The organism is Oxalicibacterium sp. (assembly GCF_035565035.1).
Lineage (GTDB): Bacteria > Pseudomonadota > Gammaproteobacteria > Burkholderiales > Burkholderiaceae_D > Oxalicibacterium.
The window spans coordinates 18,019-33,234 of sequence record NZ_DATMTD010000025.1; the positions used below are offsets into that span (position 1 = coordinate 18,019).

Genomic DNA, 15,216 nt, shown 5'->3' on the forward strand with positions numbered 1-15,216 from the left:
CATTGCCGCACACATCAAGGCTTGGCCTTGTAGTTGCGAACTGCGTTCAGGCTTTCTGCCAGTGTCGGCATCTCGATTGCCAGATTGCTGGATTGCACCTGCTTCAGCAGCGCCTGTGCCGTTTGGGTCTGCTTGGCGCGAGTATCGAAATATTTGGAGATGCTGTCCTGTGCGGCAGTCATGTCGCTGCGGAACGCGCTTTCGTTGCGCGACAGCAGCGCCAGGCGCGCATTCAGCAGGCGCAGCTTCAGATTCTCGCGTGCATAGTAGGCTTGGGTCGGCGACAGCAACAGCGCATCGGTGGTTTCCACGCTGCGCACGCGGATCAACTGGCGTACGTCACTCCACATTTCGTTCGACCAGCTTTCCCAGCGTGCCTTTGCTTTCGGCAGCCATTCGGTCGAATCCTGCCTGACCGGCTCGACGTTTGCATTCGCTTTTACATGCCTGTTGGCTGCAGGCGGACGGTTTTTCGGTTCGGTCGCGGGCAATGCCGGCTGTTCATCGGACAGCAATGGCATCTTGTCGACCTGACTGATCACACTGTCGAGTCGCAATGCGACACCGGTCAGATCGAGGCTTGGAAGTGCTTTCAGACGCTCGATGTCGTGCCCGATCGCGCGGCGGATCGTGACGAATTGTGGTGTATCGGCGCGTGACAGCTTCGCATCGGCATTCTGCAGTGCGATCAAGGCACCCTGCACATTACCGGCCAGCTGCAACTGCTGACTGGCGGTGGACAATACCTGCTCGACTTCGGCCAACGCCCAGTCGTCACGACGCTTGAAGAGATCCTGATACAACTGTTCCAGTGCGAGTTGCTGGCTTTGCGACTCGATCTGTTTGCTCTCCAAAACGTTCACCTTGGCCTGCAACTCGGTGACGGTTTCCTGCACGGATTTGGCAATGGTGCGCGTCTCATTGCTGACGTTGTCGCCGCTCTGCATGCGGCGTGCGACTTCGGTACGCACCTCCGACAATTCCCTGTGCGTGTACCACCATTGCGCTCCCAGCAGCAGCGCCAGCACGACGACCGCAGGAACGAGAAAGCGCTGTCGCCCTTTACCCTCGCGACCTTTTTTCACTGGTGCGGCGCCATGGACGGTTGAATGGGAAGAAGCCGCAGCCGGGACCGGTTGCGGCGCTGATTCTGGAGGGGTCGGCATGTCATTCATGAAAGAGATTGTAACGCGGCCAACAAGCCGTCGTCGCCTGATCGGGTGCGGATGATGTGTCGAAAACCGAGCGACTCCGCTGTTTCTGCGATGCGTGCGTGCGATACGAGGATTCTTTGTTGTTGCATTTTTACGACGCCCTCCGCTTCATCGAGTTGCGCAACCATCTGCGTCAGAAAACGCAGCGCCTCCGAGCTGGTCACGATCCAGTCGTTCTGACAACACAATAAACGTTTCAGTTCGCTGCGCCGCGCCTCCGTGAAGTCCGGTGCGGCCCGACGATAGGCCGCTATCGCCGTCACACGCGCACCGGCAGCCCGCAAAGCATCGCCCAGCAATTCGCGGCCCGTTTCGCCGCGCACGATCAGAACTTCCCTGTCGCGCAATGCAGCCAGATCGAGTTCTTCCAGCAAGGTTTGTGAATCGGTGCGTTCAAGATTGCGTGGGCTGAAGATGACGCTGTTCTCTCCCGTGATCCCGCGTCGCGCCAAGGCGATGCGACTGCCTTCTCCGACCACCGCCAGCGACAACTGATGCGGCCAGTCCGGACGTGCACAAAAAGCGGCATCGATTGCATTCGGGCTGACAAAGGCAATCAACGCATAACGTTCGAGGTCGCTCAGCGTCTCTCGCAGCGAACGTTGATCCGCCAACGGCAAAATTTCCAGCAGCGGGAAAAGAGCGACTTCACGTCCCAGTTCCCTCACGCGCTGCGCCAATTCCCCAGCCTGCGCCGGCGGCCGTGTAATAACGACGATTGGGTCAGGCATCTCCGGCGGCTTCTGCTTTGCACGAATCCAGAATGGCCCGCGCGTCCTGCGTTTGCAACAGGTCGGCAATACGGCTGCCAAGCGCTTCAGGCTCATCCGCCGGACCGCTCAGATCCGCGCTGGCGACCCGTGCGCCGTCCGGTGTCGCGATCATCGCGCGCAAGCGCATCGTGTCGCCATCGATGGTTGCAAATGCCGCCAACGGAACCTGACAGCTACCGCCAAAATTTCTGGAAACGGTTCGTTCAGCAACAACTGCACGCGAGGTCGCCACATGGTCGAGCGGTGCCAGCCACTCGCTCAGATCAGCACGCGCTGCATGAATCTCGATCGCCATCGCGCCCTGCCCCGGGGCTGGCAGACTTTGCTCCGGCGGCAAAAATGCGCGTATGCGTTGCGGCAAACCCAGTCTTTTCAAACCGGCAGCGGCGAGAATGATCGCGGCATATTCGCCCTTGTCCAGTCGCCCGAGGCGCGTATCCAGATTGCCGCGCAACGGACGGATCGTCAGTTGCGGGTAACGGGCGGCAATCAACGCCTGACGTCGCAGGCTGCTGGTGCCGACAATCGCACCGGCCGGCAACGCATCCAGCGAATCGTAGTCGTTCGAGACAAACGCATCGCGCGGATCTTCGCGCTCCAGTACCGCCGCCAGTTGAAAACCTTCCGGCAGAATCATCGGCACATCCTTCAGCGAATGCACCGCCAGATCGGCGCGCCCGTCGGCAATCGCAACTTCCAGTTCCTTGACGAACAGGCCCTTGCCACCCACCTTCGACAGCGTGCGATCGAGAATTTGATCGCCTCTTGTCGTCATGCCGAGAATCTCTACCGAGCACTGCGGATATAATAAGGCCAGCTTTTCGCGCACATGCTCTGCCTGCCACATGGCGAGGCGACTTTCGCGCGAGGCGATGATTAATTTTTTCGGGGGTGGGAATTTCAACACGGCTTCTTTCGATTTTCTGTCGGGAAGCTGGCGAACCTGATACATTGCGACCGCCTTTTACCTTTGCGGGCGCATTTTTTACCGGTTCGGCAGGCTAACGATGGCGACGCTGCAACAGCGTTCATCATCGCAGATGAAGATCTGGTCTCGCTTGAAATTCTAGCATGCGCCTGTAGGCGAAACGGCGTGCCGTCCCATTCATTATCACCATCAACAAGCTGATCAACATGGCAAAACAATTGAACACCCGTCCGCGCGCGACTCCTGCCGCTTCTGTCAAGGACAAGGACGCTCCGCTGAAGGAAGACATTCGCCTGCTGGGTCGCCTGCTGGGCGACGTACTGCGCGACCAGGAAGGCGATGCGGTGTTCGAAGTGGTGGAAACAATTCGCCAGACCGCGGTACGCTTCCGTCGTGAAGATGACGATCAGGCGGGAGCCCAGCTGAATCGCCTGCTGAAAAAGCTCGATCGCGAACAGACGATCACCGTGGTACGCGCCTTCTCGTATTTTTCGCATCTGGCCAATATTGCTGAAGACCATCATCACAACCGCCGCCGCCGCGCGCATCTGCTGGCCGGCTCTGCCCCGCAGGAAGGCAGCGTCACTTTCGCACTGGAGCGTCTGGACAAGGCAGGCGTTTCCGGAGCCGAAGTCCGTGACTTCTTCAAGGATGCACTGATCTCGCCGGTACTGACCGCGCATCCGACCGAAGTGCAGCGCAAGAGCATTCTCGACGCAGAAAACGAAATTGCCCGCCTGCTGGCACAACGCGACCTGCCGATGACGCCGAAGGAACGCGCCGATAACACGCAACTGCTGCATACCCGCATCACGATGCTGTGGCAGACGCGACTGCTGCGTTATTCGAAGCTGTCGGTCAAGGACGAAGTCAACAACGCACTGTCCTATTACCGCATCACCTTCCTGAACGAATTGCCAGGCATGTATGAAGACATCGCCAACGAGGTGGCCGAGCAGTTCCCGCAACGTGCGAGCAGCAAGTCGAAAAACACGTTTTCGCCGTTCGTGCAAATGGGTAGCTGGATCGGCGGCGATCGTGACGGCAATCCAAACGTCAATGCCGACACGATGCGCTATGCACTGTCGCGGCAGTCGACGACGGTGCTCGACTTCTATCTCTCCGAAGTACATTTGCTTGGCGCCGAGCTGTCTCTTTCCGCGTTTCTCGCCGGCGTCAGCCCGGAGGTGCAGGCGCTGGCCGATGCATCGCCGGACCAATCTGCACATCGTGCCGACGAACCGTATCGCCGCGCACTGATCGGCATCTATGCCCGTCTGGCGGCGACAGCGCGCGAGCACGGAGCCACCACGATTGCACGCCGCGAAGTAGGCCCGGCCGCACCGTATGCCGCTCCTGACGAATTCGCGGACGACCTGCAAACCCTGATCGATTCGCTGAAAGCGCATCACGGTGCGGCACTTGCACGTCCGCGTCTTGCCAAGCTGCGCCGCGCCGCCGACATATTCGGCTTCCACATGGCGACGCTCGACATGCGCCAAAGCTCTGACGTGCACGAACGCGTGCTGTCCGAATTGTTCCGTTGCGCACAAGTCGAAACCGACTATGCTGCATTGGCGGAGGAGCAGAAAGTCGCATTGCTGCTGTCCGAACTCGACAAGCCGCGCCTGCTGTTCTCCCCATACATCGACTATTCGGACGAAACAAACTCCGAGCTGTCGATCATGCGTGCCGCGCACGAGATTCGCCAGCTCTATGGTGCACGCGCGATTCGCAACTACATCATCTCGCACACCGAAACCGTTTCCGATCTGCTGGAAGTGCTGCTGCTGCAGCGTGAAACCGGCTTGCTGCGCAATGCCGCAAACAGCGACGACGAAGATGTCGAACTGATGGTGATTCCGCTGTTCGAAACGATTCCGGATCTGCGCCAGGCTGCCACCATCATGGAACAGACGATGGCGATCCCGCAGGTACGCAAACTGATCGCCAAGCAGGGCAATCTGCAGGAAGTGATGCTCGGTTATTCGGATTCCAACAAGGACGGCGGCTTCCTGACGTCGAACTGGGAACTGTACAAGGCCGAAACGCGCCTGGTCGATGTATTCGACCGCGCAGGCGTCAAGCTGCGTTTGTTCCATGGCCGTGGCGGCACCGTCGGTCGCGGCGGCGGTCCAAGCTACGATGCGATCCTGGCGCAACCACCGGGCACCGTGAACGGCCAGATCCGTCTGACCGAACAGGGAGAAATCATTGCATCCAAGTTCTCCAATCCGGAAATCGGTCGCCGCAATCTGGCGCTGCTGGTTGCTGCCACGCTGGAAGCCAGCCTGATGCCGCATCCGTTCAATGGAAAACACGCAAAGAAACTGGCCGAGTTCGAAAGCGTGATGAACGAACTATCCGAACTGGCCTACGCGGGTTATCGCGATCTGGTCTACGAAACGCCGGGCTTCACTGACTACTTCTTCTCCGCCACACCGATTGCGGAAATCGCCGAGCTCAACATCGGTTCGCGCCCTGCTTCGCGCAAGGCGTCGCGTCGTATCGAGGATTTGCGCGCAATTCCGTGGGGTTTCTCATGGGGTCAATGTCGCCTGCTGCTGCCGGGCTGGTACGGCTTCGGCAGCGCGGTCGAACAGTGGCTGGCTTCCGGCACCGACAAGCCGCGCCGCGTCGCCATACTGCGTGCAATGTTCAAGGAGTGGCCATTTTTTGCCACGCTGCTGTCGAACATGGACATGGTCATGTCGAAGACCGATCTGGCCGTCGCTTCGCGCTATTCGGAAATGGTGCAGGACCGTCGTCTGCGCAACACCATCTTCAAGCGTATCGTTGCCGAGCATGAACGCGTATCGGATGCGTTGACGATGATCACCGGCCGCAAGGAGCGTCTGGCAAACAACCCGCTGTTGGCACGTTCGATCAAGAATCGCTTCGCCTATCTCGATCCGCTGAATCACCTGCAGGTCGAACTGATCAAGCGCCACCGGACGCTGATGCAAGAGGGCAAGACGGACGACCGCGTACGCCGTGGCATTCACCTGTCGATCAACGGTCTCGCAGCAGGTTTGCGCAATACCGGCTGATCATCACCACCGTACCAACAGAAAGGGAAGCACATGTGCTTCCCTTTTTTATTGCCGACGTTCCGCTTGCAAAATGCCCGGCTAGCGCACCAGCGCTTTTACGGCCGGCCACTGCCGACGCGATATCGGCAAGCGGTCATTGATGCCACGCAAAATCACCTGCCACGATTCCTGTATCTTGTCGTTTTCACCTTCGCTGTCGGCATCCACTGCCTGCAATCCACGCTCGACACCGACAATGGCATCACGTGCAACCAGCGCATTGCGATGCACGCGAATGAATTGCGCCGCAAATTCCTGTTCCAGTGCAGATAGCGCACCTTCGATCAGGTATTCTCGCTCACGTGTGCGTAATGTCACGTACTTCGCCTCGGCCTTTAGATACAACACATCCGTTATCGGCACCAGCAGGAGACGCCCTCTTTCCTGAACCGAAAAATTCCGGCGTACCGACTGCAGCGTAGAAGCGACGCCCGCGATTGGCTGCTTTTGCATCGATGCATTCGGTTTCAACGAAACTGCACGACGGATTGCATCTGCGAGCCGCGAAGCACGTACCGGCTTGAGCAGATAATCCAGTGCATGTACCTCGAATGCCTTCAGCGCATATTCGTCAAAGGCCGTCACGAAAATGATGGCAGGCGCGGCCGTTTCGCCCTGCGCCAGATGGCCTGCCATTTCTATGCCGGTCATGCCCGGCATCTGCACATCCAGCAACACGATATCCGGATTCAACTGGGCAATCAGGTCGAGCGCCTGTTGCGCCTGTGACGCTTCGCCGGCCAGTTCATGCGGGCATTCTGTCGCGATATCCGACAACAGGGTCTTCAGTCGCGCACGTGCCGGCGCCTCGTCATCGACAATGAAAATGCGCGGCAAAGCGAGCGATGTCATGCGTCGACCTTCCTGTAAGGCAAGGAAAGATGTACACGGAACAATCCGTCAATAACCTGTGTCGTCAATTGCCCCTCCACGTCATACAACAAGGCCATGCGTTCCCGAATATTGTTCAACGCCATATGATTGCCGGTCGAAACAGTATCGGCATGAAACGGATTGGTGATCACGATCTCGATGCGGTCACGCACTCTGCGGGCACCAACGCGAATCGTTGCGCGCTGCTGAGACGGTTCGACTCCGTAATGAATGGCATTTTCCAGCAATGGTTGCAGCAGCAATGCAGGCACCGCCGCCTTTTGCAACGTATCGCCGGAGATATCGTTCAGATTCCAGTCGACGTGCAGCCGTTCGCCCAGCCTGACCTTTTCCACCGAAAGATACTGCATGCCTATCCTGATTTCGTTGCCAAGCGTCGTGATGTCACGTGCGTCGCGCATCAGCACGCGAAACAGATCGGCAAGATCCTCCAGCGTCGTTTCCGCACGGCGCGGTTCGGTGCGGATCAGTGACAGCACGGCGTTCAGGCTGTTGAACAAAAAGTGCGGTCGGATTCTCGCCTGCAACGCCTGCAATCGCGCTTCCGCCAACGCCGGGGAGAATGCACGCGTACGCAACTCGAAATAATGCTGCAGCAGCATACCGAACAGAGCCGCACAAACGATGCCTTCCAGCGGTGTCACTCGGGTCAGCACGATAGGCGACTCGTCTCCGCTCAAAACATAGTGAATGATCAGGCCCGTAATGGCTCCGGGAACGAGGGCACACGCAACGCGCTGCCCCCATTGCGGAATAGTGCGGATAAGGCGGCGCAAGCCGCACAACGCGAACAACGATGTCAGGCTGGCCAGTTCGACCAGCATCGACGCCTCGACAAAGGCCAGCATGCCGCTTTGGAGACTGGACGACGTGAGCAGGATGGCAGTCAGTACAGCGCCATTGATGAACAGCAGCGCTCTGACCATGATGCCGATATTGCAACAATCCGGTATCACGATCTCGATCGGGGAAAGGGATGCAGATGCGGACGCGGTATCTGGCAAAGGCTGCATGGTCAAGGATTTATCACGTCGTGGTTAGGCTTGCGGGTGCGCTTGTCTTATAATCGCGTATTCCTTAGGACCCATTATGACAGCACAACTTTCCAAGAAAAGCGAGGCCTGGTCGGCGCGTTTCAATGAACCCGTTTCCGATCTGGTCAAGCGCTATACCGCGTCGGTCTTCTTCGACAAGCGTCTGGCCCAGGTCGACATTCAGGGTTCGCTTGCGCATGCCGAGATGCTGGCGCACCAACGCATCATCAGCGCACAGGATCTTACCGACATCCAGCGCGGCATGGCGCAAATCCAGGAAGAAATCGCTTCCGGCAAGTTCGAATGGTTGCTGGACCTGGAAGACGTCCACCTGAACATCGAAAAACGCCTGACCGAACTGGTCGGCGACGCCGGCAAACGCCTGCACACCGGCCGCTCGCGCAATGATCAGGTTGCGACCGACATTCGGCTGTATGTGCGCAGCGAAATCGACAACATCGTCGGCCTGTTGCGCGATCTTCGTCTGGCTCTGCTGGATCTGGCGGAACAACATGCGGAAACGATTCTGCCGGGCTTTACGCACATGCAAGTCGCGCAACCGATCACGTTCGGCCATCACATGCTGGCCTACGTCGAGATGTTCGGTCGCGATGCAGAGCGGATGCTCGACGCACGCAAACGCGTCAACCGTTTGCCACTAGGTGCGGCCGCGCTGGCCGGTACCACCTTTCCGATCGATCGTGAACGCGTGGCGAAGACGCTCGGTTTCGAAGACGTTTGTCACAACTCGCTGGATGCGGTTTCCGACCGCGACTTTGCGATCGAATTCTGTGCCGCTGCAGCGCTGATCATGACGCACGTATCGCGCATGTCGGAAGAACTGGTGATCTGGATGAGCCCGCGCGTCGGCTTCATCGACATCGCCGACCGCTTCTGCACCGGCTCGTCGATCATGCCGCAAAAGAAAAATCCCGACGTGCCGGAACTGGCACGCGGCAAAACCGGCCGCGTCAACGGTCATGTCATTGCACTGCTGACCCTGATGAAAGGCCAGCCGCTGGCCTACAACAAGGACAATCAGGAAGACAAGGAACCGCTGTTCGATACCGTCGATACCGTCGTGGATACGCTGCGCATCTTTGCCGACATGGCGCGCGGCATCACTGTCAAACCGGATGCAATGCGCGCCGCAGCCCTGCAAGGCTACGCAACCGCAACCGACCTCGCCGATTATCTGGTGAAAAAAGGCCTGCCATTCCGCGATGCGCACGAAGCTGTTGCGCTCGCAGTACGTGCCTGCGTCGATCGCCAGTGCGACCTCAGCGATATGTCACTGGACGAAATGCGTGTATTTTCGCCATTGATCGAAAAAGATATTTTCGAGGTTTTGACTCTGGAAGGCTCGGTTGCGGCACGCAATCATATCGGCGGTACGGCACCGCAACAGGTGCGCGCCGCGATTGCACGGCATCGCAAGATACTCGGATAAGCGCTTCGTTCAACGCTTCTTGCCTTGTCGAAAATCCCGCTACTTGCGGGATTTTTTATATCTGGCGACGACGTCTAGACGCCGTATTTTCAACCATGAAAAAACCCGCAGGGCCTTCTCGGCGCTGCGGGTTTCGGAAAGACAGAAAGCGATTACTTGCGGCCGATCATGAAGTTCTGGATCGGTGCTTCCGCAACCGAATACCACTGGTTCTGATCCTGGCGGAAGCGTTTCCACGGTTCATAGATTTTCTTGAACTTCGCATTCTTCGCCGCCTCCTCTTCCATCACATCGGTCGCTGCCTTGTAGCAGGCTTCCATGATCGGCTTCGAGAAAGCGCGCAGCTTGACACCGTTCTTCAGCAGACGGGCCAGCGCAGCCGGGTTGCGTGCATCGTATTGCGCCTGCATCACGACGTGTGCATCATACGAAGCGGCTTCCACTGCGGCCTGATAAGCCTTCGGCAGTTTTTCCCATTCCTTGATACCGATGTAGAACGACAGTTGCAGGCTCGGTTCCCACCAGCCTGGCGTGTAGTAGAACGGCGCAACCTTGTTGAAGCCGAGTTTTTCATCGTCGTACGGGCCGATCCATTCGGCAGCATCGATCGTGCCTTTTTCCAGCGCAGGATAGATGTCGCCGCCGGCGATCTGTTGCGGCACAAGACCGAGGCGCTGCATCACTGCGCCGGCAAATCCGCCGATACGCATTTTCAGACCTTGCAGGTCTTTGACTTCCTTGACTTCCTTGCGGAACCAGCCGCCCATTTGCGTACCGGTATTCCCGCCGAGGAAATTGACGACGCCATAACCCTTGAAGAATTCACGCGTCAGCTCACGTCCGCCACCTTGGTCGAACCAGGCGGTTTGCTGACGCGAGGTGAGGCCGAAAGGAACCGCGGCATCAAATGCGAATGTCGCATCCTTGCCATAGTAATAGTAAGAAGCCGAATGGCCCATCTCGACCGTACCGGCCTGAACAGCGTCCATCACCTGCAATGCAGGAACGATCTCGCCGCCCGCGAACGGACGAATGTTGAATTTGCCATCGGTCAGTTGCGATACGCGTTTGACGAAGGTGTCAGCTGCACCGTAGATCGTGTCCAGCGATTTCGGGAAGCTCGATGCCAGACGCCAGTTGATCGTCGGGTTGGCTTGCGCAAAGGTTGGGGCCGCAATTGCGCCAACCGACGCGCCGACTGCCGCTTTCTTTAGGAATGAACGACGTTCCATTTTGTCTCCTGATTGGTTTAACAGCACATCTCATGAAATCGACGAACGACTCCATGCAAAGCAAATTTGTAAGTCTCACGTAAGACTGTACGCAGCATGTACAACGAGCGTTACCTTACTACGAAAATACTGTTTTCACACTATTCCTAGCTGCCCGCAACGACCATATTTTCAATCAGGATGGAACCGGTTTGCTTGGTGCCGCGCACCAGCGTATCGGCACCGATCGCTGCGATCTGCATGAAGATGTCTTTCATGTTGCCCGCAATCGTGATCTCTTCGACCGGATACTGGATCACGCCTTTTTCAACCCAGAAGCCGGACGCGCCGCGCGAATAATCGCCGGTCACGTAATTGACGCCTTGTCCCATCAGTTCGGTCACGAGCAAACCCGTGTCCAATTTCTTCAGCATTGCCCTGAAATCGTCGGTAGGCTTCGTCAGCGACGACGTCATCGACAGATTGTGCGAACCGCCTGCATTGCCGGTCGTCTTCATGCCCAGCTTGCGCGCCGAATAGGTCGACAGAAAATAACCCTGCACCACACCGTCGCGGACCACGTCGCGACGATCGGTGCGTACCCCCTCTTCATCGAACGGTGTCGAACCGACTGCACCGATGACATGCGGATCTTCGACAATCTGAATATGCGATGACAATGCCTGCTTGCCGAGCGAATCCAGCAGGAAAGTCGATTTGCGATACAGCGCACCGCCGGACACGGCCTGCACGAACGCACCGAGCAAGCCTGCAGCCAGCGGTGCTTCAAACAGAACCGGGCATTTGCGCGTGTCCAGCTTGCGCGCATTCAGCCGCGCCAGCGCGCGCTGTGCGGCGTAACGGCCGATTGCTTCCGGCTTCGCCAGTTTCTTCGGATCGCGCATCGACGAATACCAGTCGTCGCGCTGCATGTTGCTGCCCTTGCCTGCAATCGGCGCAACCGAAATGGTGTGGCGCGAATAGGGATAGCCGCCGATGAAGCCGCGCGAATTCGCCGCGACGAAATGCGATTGCTGCGCGTAGACACTGGCGCCTTCACTGTTGGTGATGCGCTTGTCGACATCGAATGCGGCCGCTTCGCCACGCTTCGCCAGCTCGATCGCTTCTTCTGTGGAGAGCAGCCATGGATAGCACAATTGCAGATCGCGCGGATTGCGTTCCAGCATGTCTTCGTCCGGCAGGCCGGCGCAATCGTCTTCCGCGGTAAAACGCGCAATGTTGTACGCCGCCTCGACCGTATCCTTCAAGGCCTTCTGGGAAAAATCTGACGTGCTGGCATTGCCGCGGCGGACATGGCGCTCTTCGCCCAGATAGACGGTGACGCCCATGCCCTTGTCCTTGTTCTGCTCGATCGTTTCCACCTCGCCCTTGCGCACGGATACCGACAAGCCGCTGCCTTCGCTGATTTCTACCGCGGCACCGGATGCGCCTTTTTCCTTTGCATAACGCAACACATCCTGCGCGAATTGTTTCAACTGGTCCTGGCTATGGGTAAATACGGAGTCGCTCATGAGGTCGTTTCTTCGGGAATATCTGTAAAACGGTTATCATAGCAGCCTGTCACAGAATGGCCTGAGCGCCTCACTAAATCATCATGCCAAATGCAAATCGCGGCGCCGTCGGTTTCAATTCGAACGAGTTCGAACAGGAATACGACCGCCCTTCCAAATCCGAACTCAAGCGCCAGATGACGGCATTGCAAAAACTCGGCGAAGAGTTGATTGCCGAACCACGCGATCGCGTCAAACGCGTCCCCATGCCGGAAGACGTGCGTGAAGCCATCCTTGAATGTCAGCAGATCAAGGATCACGAAGGCCGACGTCGCCAGACCCAGTATGTCGGCAAGAAAATGCGCACGCTCGACGAAGACGAGATTGCCGCCATCCAGAAAATGCTCGACAGCTGGAAAGGGGCATCCAAGTCCGAGACTGCCGCGCTGCATGCAATCGAACGCAAGCGTGACAAACTGCTGACCGATGACAAGGCATTGACGCAACTACTGGCAGAAAATCCGCAGCTTGAAGCGCAGCATCTGCGTACGCTGATCCGCAATGCGCGCAAGGAACAGGCAGAGAACAAGCCGCCGAAAGCCTATCGCGAAATTTTCCAGATTCTGAAATCGCTGCAGGCTCCAGCCGCACAATCGCAGGATGCAAACGACGAGGATGACAATGGCGAACAGCAATCCTGACGAACTCCAGATGTTGCGAATAGGCCTGGTATCGGTTTCCGACCGCGCCTCCAGCGGCGTTTATGAAGATCAGGGCATCCCCGCGCTGCAGACATGGTTTGCGTCCGCATTGAGCAGCCCGTGGCAGATGGTGACGCGACTGATTCCCGATGAACAAGCGGCAATCGAAAAAGCGCTGATCGAACTGGTGGATGTCGAACGCTGCAACCTTGTCATCACCACTGGCGGCACAGGCCCTGCGCGACGCGATGTGACGCCGGAAGCAACGCTGGCGGTCGGCACCAAGGAAATGCCCGGCTTTGGCGAGCAGATGCGTCAGATCAGCCTGAATTTCGTCCCGACTGCGATCCTGTCACGTCAGGTTTCCGTGATTCGCGAAACGGCCGATCACGCTGCATTGATCATGAACCTGCCCGGCCAGCCGAAATCGATCAAGGAAACGCTTGAAGGTTTGCGTGATGCCGAAGGCAAGCAACTTGTCGGCGGCATTTTCGCCGCAGTCCCGTACTGCATCGATCTGATCGGCGGCCCGTACGTCGAAACCAACGAAACCGTTTGCAAGGCGTGGCGTCCGAAGAACGCCGTACGCCCGGCCGGATAATTTTCGCACTTGTCTTTCAATCAGCATTCCAACGCAATCCTATTCACATCATGACCCTGAAATCCGTCGAACTCGCCACTGCTCCCAACCCTACCGTTGCCATCATCTGGATGCATGGCCTCGGTGCCGATGGTAACGACTTCGTTCCTATCGTCAAGGAACTGGATTTGACAGGCTGTCCCGGCATTCGCTTTGTCTTCCCGCATGCACCGATGCTGGAAGTCACGATCAACGGCGGTCGCCTGATGCCGGCATGGTTCGATATCTCGTCCAGCGAATTCGGTCGCGACGACGACGAAAAAAGTCTGCGCAGTTCGCAGGCCGATATCAATGCCTTGATCGAGCGCGAGAAGGAACGCGGCATCGCTACGGACAAAATCCTGCTTGCCGGTTTTTCGCAGGGATGCGCCATGACCTTCCAGACCGGCCTGCGTTATCCGGAAAAGCTGGGCGGACTGATCGGCCTGTCCGGTTATCTGCCGCTGGAATCGTCGTTCGAGGCCGAACGCAGCGAAGCCAACAAGAACACGCCAATTTATTACGGCCACGGCCGCGGTGATCAGGTCATTCCCATTACGCGCGCACAGCAATCGCTGGCATTGCTGAAGAAGCACGGCTACGACGTCGACTGGCATGAGTACAATATGCCGCACTCGGTCTGCATGGAAGAAATCACCGACATCAGCAACTTCCTCAAGCGCGTGCTGAAGTAATACCGAGGTACGAAGGCAACGCCACAGTCACCTTTGCATACAAAAAAAGCACGCTACCTTCCGGAGCGTGCTTTTTTCATGTCGCACAAAATCCCGCAGCACCGGCGATTTGAATGTCAGCGTCTTGGCCCGTTCGGCAGAATTCAAGCCCGACGGAAAAGCGATGAAACGGCGATACACAAACGCCCATGGTCACCGCGCTGGCGATAACCATGGGCATTTAACAGCCGCTTCAGGGAAGTCGGGCTCAGCCGCCTTTCGCCACAGACAGATTTTTCGGCGCAGCGGAAACATTGCCTCCGACCTGCACATCACCCGTCAGTTGACCGCCTTCTTCAATGACGACATTGCCGTAACGAATCTTGCCGGAGACCTTACCGGTTGCATAAATCACCAGCTTCTGGCGCACCGTCAGATCGCCATCGAATTCACCATGAATCTCGGCGATGTCGATCCCGGCCGATCCCTTGAACGAGCCGTTTTTCGCAATCTGGATCACGCGTGAATCCATCGTCGCTTCGACGAAACCTTCAACGACAAGCGTGTCGCAATCGGTGATCTCGACGCCTTTCAACTTGATGTTGGGGCCGACGATCAACTTGCTGCCGACTTCATTCGTGGTCGAGGCAGAATGCTGAGCAACGTTGCTGCCATTATTAGCGACTGTGGAAGATTTCTGAAAACCGGCACCGGCAGTGCCGGACGTATTGGAAAGTACCGAGGAAGTTGGGGTCGTGCTGAGTGGAGGATTAGGCGAATTGGCGTCGCGCTTGCCAAAAAGCGTATCGGATCGAAGCATGAAGTCTCCTGGAATGGATTGTCGCGATGACGTAGTTAAAAACAAATCAGTACGCTCGCAGCGTGAGCTGCACATCGCCGAACTGCGCCGAATCGATGGTTGCGGCTTGCTGATTTTTGCGCTTGAGTAATGCAGCGAATCAATAGTTTTCCAGAGGGAAAATCCCGCTAACGCATGTCCGTTGCAAAACCATCAATTGGTGTGTCGACGTTCACGAAAGTTCGTATTTGTTACATTTTTTGTAAAATCGATCGTGCTTATTTTTTAGGCACACGAAACTCGATCCTGATTTATT

Annotated in this window: 13 protein-coding genes; 5 read left to right on the forward strand and 8 right to left on the reverse strand. The window is 57.3% G+C overall.

The genetic code is table 11. The features are described from left to right. Positions 1–14: 14 nt before the first annotated feature. From VN114_RS02725 to hemC, 3 genes are read right to left on the reverse strand one after another with little or no spacing between them, the layout of a single operon-like run. On the reverse strand, positions 15–1,175 hold the full coding sequence (locus VN114_RS02725) for a uroporphyrinogen-III C-methyltransferase (protein WP_325511731.1): 1,161 nt from the start codon (positions 1,173–1,175) through the stop codon (positions 15–17). Next, entirely contained in the window at positions 1,172–1,945 is a 774-nt protein-coding gene (locus VN114_RS02730) for a uroporphyrinogen-III synthase (protein ID WP_325511733.1), read from the reverse strand. The genes VN114_RS02725 and VN114_RS02730 overlap by 4 nt, the downstream gene beginning before the upstream one ends. Continuing rightward, positions 1,938–2,939 carry a hydroxymethylbilane synthase gene (gene hemC, locus VN114_RS02735; protein ID WP_414694181.1) on the reverse strand — a complete coding sequence of 334 codons (1,002 nt, stop codon included), beginning with the start codon at positions 2,937–2,939 and terminating at the stop codon, positions 1,938–1,940. The genes VN114_RS02730 and hemC overlap by 8 nt, the downstream gene beginning before the upstream one ends. 182 nt (positions 2,940–3,121) lie before the next feature. Between hemC and ppc the strand changes: the two genes are divergently transcribed. Then, positions 3,122–5,965, forward strand: a complete 2,844-nt coding sequence (gene ppc, locus VN114_RS02740; RefSeq protein WP_325511735.1) for a phosphoenolpyruvate carboxylase — start codon at positions 3,122–3,124, stop codon at positions 5,963–5,965. 81 nt (positions 5,966–6,046) lie between these two features. Here the strand turns inward: ppc and VN114_RS02745 are convergent, their stop codons facing one another. Then, positions 6,047–6,859, reverse strand: coding sequence for a LytTR family DNA-binding domain-containing protein (locus VN114_RS02745; RefSeq protein WP_325511737.1), 813 nt, complete (start codon positions 6,857–6,859; stop codon positions 6,047–6,049). Then, positions 6,856–7,914, reverse strand: coding sequence for a sensor histidine kinase (locus VN114_RS02750; protein ID WP_325511740.1), 1,059 nt, complete (start codon positions 7,912–7,914; stop codon positions 6,856–6,858). The genes VN114_RS02745 and VN114_RS02750 overlap by 4 nt, the downstream gene beginning before the upstream one ends. A 76-nt stretch (positions 7,915–7,990) precedes the next feature. Here VN114_RS02750 and argH point away from each other — a divergent pair, with 76 nt between their 5' ends. After that, a complete protein-coding gene (gene argH / locus VN114_RS02755) occupies positions 7,991–9,385 on the forward strand; it encodes an argininosuccinate lyase (protein WP_325511745.1) in 1,395 nt (464 codons plus the stop codon). Positions 9,386–9,537: 152 nt separating this feature from the next. Here the strand turns inward: argH and VN114_RS02760 are convergent, their stop codons facing one another. Beyond that, entirely contained in the window at positions 9,538–10,617 is a 1,080-nt protein-coding gene (locus VN114_RS02760) for a TRAP transporter substrate-binding protein (protein ID WP_325511747.1), read from the reverse strand. A 146-nt stretch (positions 10,618–10,763) separates the two neighbouring features. Continuing rightward, on the reverse strand, positions 10,764–12,128 hold the full coding sequence (gene pmbA / locus VN114_RS02765) for a metalloprotease PmbA (protein ID WP_325511749.1): 1,365 nt from the start codon (positions 12,126–12,128) through the stop codon (positions 10,764–10,766). An 83-nt stretch (positions 12,129–12,211) separates the two neighbouring features. Here pmbA and yjgA point away from each other — a divergent pair, with 83 nt between their 5' ends. Genes yjgA through VN114_RS02780 form a run of 3 tightly spaced genes read left to right on the forward strand, consistent with a single transcriptional unit; the run spans position 12,212 to position 14,122 of the window. Next, complete coding sequence (gene yjgA / locus VN114_RS02770; RefSeq protein WP_325511751.1) at positions 12,212–12,808, forward strand: ribosome biogenesis factor YjgA; 597 nt, start codon at positions 12,212–12,214, stop codon at positions 12,806–12,808. Beyond that, a complete protein-coding gene (gene mog, locus VN114_RS02775) occupies positions 12,783–13,409 on the forward strand; it encodes a molybdopterin adenylyltransferase (RefSeq protein ID WP_414694182.1) in 627 nt (208 codons plus the stop codon). The genes yjgA and mog overlap by 26 nt, the downstream gene beginning before the upstream one ends. Positions 13,410–13,459: 50 nt before the next feature. Beyond that, complete coding sequence (locus VN114_RS02780) at positions 13,460–14,122, forward strand: alpha/beta hydrolase (RefSeq protein WP_325511755.1); 663 nt, start codon at positions 13,460–13,462, stop codon at positions 14,120–14,122. Positions 14,123–14,369: 247 nt separating this feature from the next. Here VN114_RS02780 and VN114_RS02785 read toward each other — a convergent pair whose 3' ends face one another. Continuing rightward, the gene (locus VN114_RS02785) at positions 14,370–14,921 is read right to left on the reverse strand and encodes a polymer-forming cytoskeletal protein (protein ID WP_325511757.1); all 552 of its coding nucleotides are present in this window, start codon (positions 14,919–14,921) and stop codon (positions 14,370–14,372) included. Positions 14,922–15,216 lie beyond the last annotated feature (295 nt).

What these genes read in the sequence shown, in the direction of transcription:
- VN114_RS02725 (WP_325511731.1), bottom strand. Translation starts at nt 1,175, where the DNA reads ATGAATGACATGCCGACCCCTCCAGAATCAGCGCCGCAACCGGTCCCG.
- VN114_RS02730 (WP_325511733.1), bottom strand. Translation starts at nt 1,945, where the DNA reads ATGCCTGACCCAATCGTCGTTATTACACGGCCGCCGGCGCAGGCTGGG.
- hemC (WP_414694181.1), bottom strand. Translation starts at nt 2,939, where the DNA reads ATGTATCAGGTTCGCCAGCTTCCCGACAGAAAATCGAAAGAAGCCGTG.
- ppc (WP_325511735.1), top strand. Translation starts at nt 3,122, where the DNA reads ATGGCAAAACAATTGAACACCCGTCCGCGCGCGACTCCTGCCGCTTCT.
- VN114_RS02745 (WP_325511737.1), bottom strand. Translation starts at nt 6,859, where the DNA reads ATGACATCGCTCGCTTTGCCGCGCATTTTCATTGTCGATGACGAGGCG.
- VN114_RS02750 (WP_325511740.1), bottom strand. Translation starts at nt 7,914, where the DNA reads ATGCAGCCTTTGCCAGATACCGCGTCCGCATCTGCATCCCTTTCCCCG.
- argH (WP_325511745.1), top strand. Translation starts at nt 7,991, where the DNA reads ATGACAGCACAACTTTCCAAGAAAAGCGAGGCCTGGTCGGCGCGTTTC.
- VN114_RS02760 (WP_325511747.1), bottom strand. Translation starts at nt 10,617, where the DNA reads ATGGAACGTCGTTCATTCCTAAAGAAAGCGGCAGTCGGCGCGTCGGTT.
- pmbA (WP_325511749.1), bottom strand. Translation starts at nt 12,128, where the DNA reads ATGAGCGACTCCGTATTTACCCATAGCCAGGACCAGTTGAAACAATTC.
- yjgA (WP_325511751.1), top strand. Translation starts at nt 12,212, where the DNA reads ATGCCAAATGCAAATCGCGGCGCCGTCGGTTTCAATTCGAACGAGTTC.
- mog (WP_414694182.1), top strand. Translation starts at nt 12,783, where the DNA reads ATGACAATGGCGAACAGCAATCCTGACGAACTCCAGATGTTGCGAATA.
- VN114_RS02780 (WP_325511755.1), top strand. Translation starts at nt 13,460, where the DNA reads ATGACCCTGAAATCCGTCGAACTCGCCACTGCTCCCAACCCTACCGTT.
- VN114_RS02785 (WP_325511757.1), bottom strand. Translation starts at nt 14,921, where the DNA reads ATGCTTCGATCCGATACGCTTTTTGGCAAGCGCGACGCCAATTCGCCT.